This window comes from Desulfobulbus elongatus DSM 2908 (assembly GCF_000621145.1).
GTDB classification, from domain to species: Bacteria; Desulfobacterota; Desulfobulbia; order Desulfobulbales; family Desulfobulbaceae; genus Desulfobulbus; species Desulfobulbus elongatus.
Map to the genome: position 1 here is coordinate 1 of NZ_JHZB01000067.1, position 5,137 is coordinate 5,137.

At 50.0% G+C, this 5,137-nt stretch carries 4 protein-coding genes; 3 read left to right on the forward strand and 1 reads right to left on the reverse strand.

Going from position 1 to position 5,137, the window contains the following annotated elements; translation table 11 throughout:
* Window positions 1-14: 14 nt before the first annotated feature.
* Window positions 15-233: a transposase gene (locus Q362_RS23215; protein WP_084312962.1), complete on the reverse strand. Its 219-nt coding sequence runs from the start codon at window positions 231-233 to the stop codon at window positions 15-17.
* A gap of 152 nt (window positions 234-385) precedes the next feature.
* Between Q362_RS23215 and Q362_RS0117365 the strand changes: the two genes are divergently transcribed.
* The 3 genes from Q362_RS0117365 to Q362_RS23220 all read left to right on the forward strand — a co-directional run bounded on the left by Q362_RS0117365 (window position 386) and on the right by Q362_RS23220 (window position 5,057).
* Window positions 386-3,268: an SNF2-related protein gene (locus tag Q362_RS0117365; protein WP_035217141.1), complete on the forward strand. Its 2,883-nt coding sequence runs from the start codon at window positions 386-388 to the stop codon at window positions 3,266-3,268.
* Window positions 3,269-3,348: 80 nt separating this feature from the next.
* On the forward strand, window positions 3,349-3,525 hold the full coding sequence (locus Q362_RS23910) for a hypothetical protein (RefSeq protein WP_157470319.1): 177 nt from the start codon (window positions 3,349-3,351) through the stop codon (window positions 3,523-3,525).
* The gene (locus Q362_RS23220; RefSeq protein WP_084312964.1) at window positions 3,522-5,057 is read left to right on the forward strand and encodes an ATP-binding protein; all 1,536 of its coding nucleotides are present in this window, start codon (window positions 3,522-3,524) and stop codon (window positions 5,055-5,057) included. The genes Q362_RS23910 and Q362_RS23220 overlap by 4 nt, the downstream gene beginning before the upstream one ends.
* Window positions 5,058-5,137 lie beyond the last annotated feature (80 nt).

Consider the following 5,137-nt stretch of genomic DNA (forward strand, 5'->3'; position numbering starts at 1 on the left):
TGTCACTTCGCCACTCATTCCGCAGTCGGGTACGCATTTGCCGGATGAACCATTCCTGTCCTCAGGACGTACACTATTGCGGAGAAAAAGAGTCGGTTCGAATACTTCGGCTTTCGGCCGCCGCCCGGCTTACGAGTATATTCTTTTCCGGCTTCTCGCAGATCTGTGGGGATCAACGGTTCAACGATCGCCCAGAATGCATCCGAAATTTCCCAGGTTTTGATGCGTGCCATTTCTCCCCCCGTTGCTTGGTTTCAACGGATATTAGCTGGTGGCAGGAAAATTGCGAGCAATTTATTTGTGGATAATCACTTAGGAAGATCTGCGTATCAGAATTCAAAATTGATGGTCTGTTTTTGCTGAGGTTCAAAGGGGGGCGAGTTTCTTGCATTTATATCAACAAGTTACTTTGAAAGAGTCAATCTTTGCCCATTATCAATCAAAATTCCTCGCCTATGAACTGACAAAACGCTATCCGCCCGACAGCGTTGAGAAGCTCACCGGCGCCGTGGCGAGTGCTCAGGTCGATCTTAACCCGCATCAGGTCGATGCGGCTCTCTTTGCCTTTCAGTCACCGCTGTCAAAAGGTGCCTTGTTGGCAGACGAGGTTGGGCTGGGCAAAACCATCGAAGCCGGTCTCGTCCTTTCGCAAAAATGGGCCGAACGCAGGCGACGTATCCTTATCATCACCCCTTCCAACCTTCGCAAGCAATGGTTCCAGGAGCTTGCCGAAAAATTCTTTCTTCCCTGCCGCATTCTTGAGGCCAAGTCCTACAACGCCGCCATGAAACAGGGCCAGTTTCGGCCGTTTGAGGCACCGGAAATCGTCATTTGTTCCTATCAGTTCGCCAAGAGCAAGGCTGAGGCGGTCCGGGCTCTTCCCTGGGATTTGGTGGTGATCGACGAGGCGCACCGGTTGCGTAACGTCTATAAACCGTCGAATGTCATCGCTAACACGCTCAAGGTTGCACTGGCCGGCAAGGACAAGCTACTACTCACCGCCACGCCCCTGCAGAACTCCCTGCTGGAGCTGTTCGGACTGGTCAGCTTTATCGATGAACACACCTTCGGCGACCTGAAAAGTTTCCGTGAACAATTTGCCAATCTCAATCAGGAACTGGTGTTCGAGACACTCAAGGCACGGCTCAAGCCTGTTTGTCATCGCACCTTGCGTCGGCAGGTCACGGCCTATATCCCCTTCACCAAGCGCCTGCCCCTGGTGGAAGAATTCACCCCGGAGGAAAGCGAGGATCGGCTGTATCATTTGGTCTCCGAGTACCTGCAACGAGAAAATCTGCAAGCCCTGCCCACTGGCCAGCGGTCCCTGATGACCTTGGTGCTGCGCAAACTTTTGGCTTCGTCTACCTTTGCCATAGCCGGGGCGCTCACCTCCATCTCTAAGCGACTCAAGGCCAAGCTCCGGCAACAGGAACCGGCCCGGCCTTTGGAGGAGGAACTGGATGAAGATTACGAAGCGTTAGATGAAACCATCGAGGAATGGAGCAACGGCGAATCCGGTGAAACGCTGACTGAGACGGATCGAGCCGCCATTGAACAGGAAATCGCCGATCTCGATGCCTTCGCCGCCTTGGCCACCTCCATCGAGCACAACGCCAAAGGTAAAGCCCTGCTCAAAGCACTGGACATTGCCTTTGTTAAGGCACGCGAATTTGGCGGTGCCGAGAAGGCAATTATCTTCACTGAATCACGGCGTACCCAAGACTACCTGTTGCGGCTGCTGACCGACAGTCCTTGGCACGAAGGTGTTGTTCTCTTCAACGGCAGCAATACGGATGAATCATCGCGGCACATCCTGGCCGAGTGGCTGGATCGGCACCAGGGCAGCGACCGGGTCACCGGTTCCCGGACCGCCGACATGCGTTCAGCACTGGTGGATTATTTCCGGGAGCAAGGCCGCATCATGATCGCCACCGAGGCTGGTGCCGAGGGGATCAATCTCCAGTTCTGTTCTCTGGTGGTGAACTATGACCTGCCCTGGAACCCGCAGCGCATCGAACAGCGTATTGGCCGCTGTCATCGGTATGGCCAGAAGCATGATGTTGTGGTGGTCAACTTCCTCAATCGCAAGAATGCCGCCGATCAGCGCGTCTATGAACTCTTGGCCCAGAAATTCCAGCTCTTTGAAGGCGTGTTCGGCGCCAGTGACGAGATCTTAGGCGCTATCGAATCGGGAGTGGATTTCGAAAAGCGGATCGTTGCCATCTACCAAAATTGCCGCAGACCGGAAGACATCGAAAGCGCCTTCAATCAACTCCAGCTTGAGCTCAGCCTGGAGATCAATGCATCCATGACCAGTACCCGGCAAAAGCTCTTGGAGCATTTTGACGATGAAGTGCGCGAGAAACTTAAAATTCGCGATGAAGCCTCCCGCGCCTGCCTCAACCGGTACGAACGACTGCTCATGCAACTTTCCCGGTTCGAGCTGGGTGATCATGCCGAGTTCATCGATGATTCCTCGTTTCGCCTCAAGGCCTTGCCCTTTCCAGCTACCGCTATTCCCTTGGGTTTATATGAGTTGCCCCGCCGTTCCGGTGATGCCCATTTGTACCGCCTGAATCATCCATTGGCCGAGGCTCTGCTCGCTCAAGCAAAAGGTCGTGACCTGCCACCGGCTGAAATTCATTTCAACTATGGCCGCCACGATGGCAAGGTCTCACAACTGGAGCCATTCATCGGCAAAGCCGGGTGGCTGACACTTTCGCTGTTCAGTATCGAATCCTTGGAGCAAGCCGAAGATCACCTCATTTTTGCTGCTTCCACCGATGAAGGCGAGATTTTGGCCGAGGAATTGGCGGCCAGGCTGTTCACCCTGCCGGGGAGCATCGTTAAACAGATCCAAGATCTTCCACCCGCTCTTTTAGAGACCCATCTTCAGAAACGCCAAGCCGCCATCCAGCGCCATGTCTCCGAACGAAACGCACGTTTCTTTGCAGCTGAGGCGGATAAACTCGATGGTTGGGCCGATGATCTGAAAGCAGGGCTGGAACGGGAGATCAAAGAGGTCGATCGCCAGATCAAGGAAGTCCGTCGAGCGACGAGCACGGCTTTAACTCTGGAGGAAAAGCTTGCCGGTCAAAAACAGATCAAGACCTTGGAGTCCCAGCGTAACCAGAAGCGACGTTCACTTTTTGAAGCTCAAGACGAGGTGGATCGGCAACGGGATGATTTAATTGCGCAGATTGAAGGAAAACTTATTCAAACAACACAGCTTGAGCAGTTTTTTGTTATTCGTTGGATAATTAAGTAGTTGTGAACTGGCGATAGTGTTTCGTGATAGGTTCTACCGGATTAAAGATTATTCCCATCACGCATAATTAGGAGGCTTGAATGACTTCACCTTCTCATGAATTGGCCCAAATAGTTGTTGAACGGTTGGCATCAGAAAAACTCATTACCTCAGAAGACGCTAAAAAAATGGTCGGTAGCTACGCAGAAGGAAAGCTGCGGCAGGAAGACTGGCGATTGGCCCTTGAAAAAGGGGAAGATAAGGAGGGTAAGCAATGAGCAAAAGTCCCTTGAAAAAACTTGCCATAGAACACCTCCGAGGATCAGTGAAGCCATTTATGTTTACCTTTGAAAAAGGTAAAAAAATGACCTTCATATATGGAGAGAATGGGACTGGAAAATCAACAATTTGTGATGCTCTTGAGTTTTTAGGAAAAGGGAAAGTCGGTTCGCTGGAAAAAAGAGGGCTTGGTAAAACAAATCGGTATTGGCAGACTTTAGGCAAGAAACCTGCCGATGTTTCGGTCGCTCTCGAAACGGCCTCGGGAATGTGTAAAGCGGTTGTCGGTAGTGCGGAAGTAATTGTCACCCCAGCCGAAAAAAAACCTCTGGTTGAAGTGTTACGTCGTAACCAGATACTATCACTTATCGAGGCTACAGCCGGAGAAAAATATGCGGCGATAAGCCGTTTTATCGATGTGACCAGTGCGGAAGCATCAGAGGCCGCATTGAGGGATTTGATAAAAAATATCGAAAAGAATCGAGATGTAGCAACCGCACGAGTTCAAGAAAATCTGGATACGATTAATCAATTCTGGGAAGAAGGGGGAAAGGTAGGAGCCAGCTCTCTTGCCTGGGCCAATGCTGAGTCAAAAAGGGATGCCGCAGTTTTTGACACCGAAATGGAGGAAATCGGAAAACTTCAAACAGCATACATCCGTATCAAGGATCATCAAACGAGAATTGAAACAGCACAGAAAAAATTAGAAATCGCTAGATCATCTGAAAAAGAAGCACAAAAAAATCTAGAAGTTTCGATCGCCAAAGTTACCCATGAAGCCACGGATGTATTAGCTGTGCTTCAAGCCGCAAAAGATTATTTGATCAAACATCCCGCTTCAGCAGTTTGTCCGTTGTGTGAAAGCGCGGAGAAAGTCGATGGATTGAATGATCGTATAAATTCAAGATTGTTATCATTTTCTTCATTGCAAACTGCACAGACAACCCAAAGAGCAAAATCTCAAGATGTAAAGGGAGCGGAAAGTGGGCTTGAATCTGTGCAAAATGATGCAAGAGAGGCCGCAACAGCATTCAAGTCATGCCTCGATCAGTATACGTGGCCACCTGACATTTCATTACCAGGAATGCCGATACCTGAAGATTTCGCACAATGGCCAGCATGGTTTGCTGATACCGTTTCATTACCTGAAACATGGAAAAATGCCGAAACCATCCGCCAAGATAAAAAGCAATTCATCAACACCCTCAAAAGATCTCTAAATACCTACAATGAAAATTTTATTGCCCAGAAAGACATCGATTCCCTTTTGCCTCGAATGAAAAGGTCTCTGGAAATTGCAGAAGAGGAGCGCCGCAAGTATACAGATGCAACTCTTTCAAATATTGCGACTGAGGTGGGCAGGCTGTACGAAATTGTTCACCCAGGTGAAGGACTTGATAAAATCAGCCTTGAATTAGACCCAAAAAAACGGGCCTCGTTGGAGATTGGTGCAAGCTTTTGCGGCAAAACGGGCACTCCTCCCCAAGCGTATTTCAGCGACTCTCACCTCGATACATTAGCAGCCCGTTGAAAAACCCCGTAACCCTGTAAAACCTATTGCCCCAATCCCCATGTGCGGTAAATTGATTTTATCATTTCACAACAAGGAGT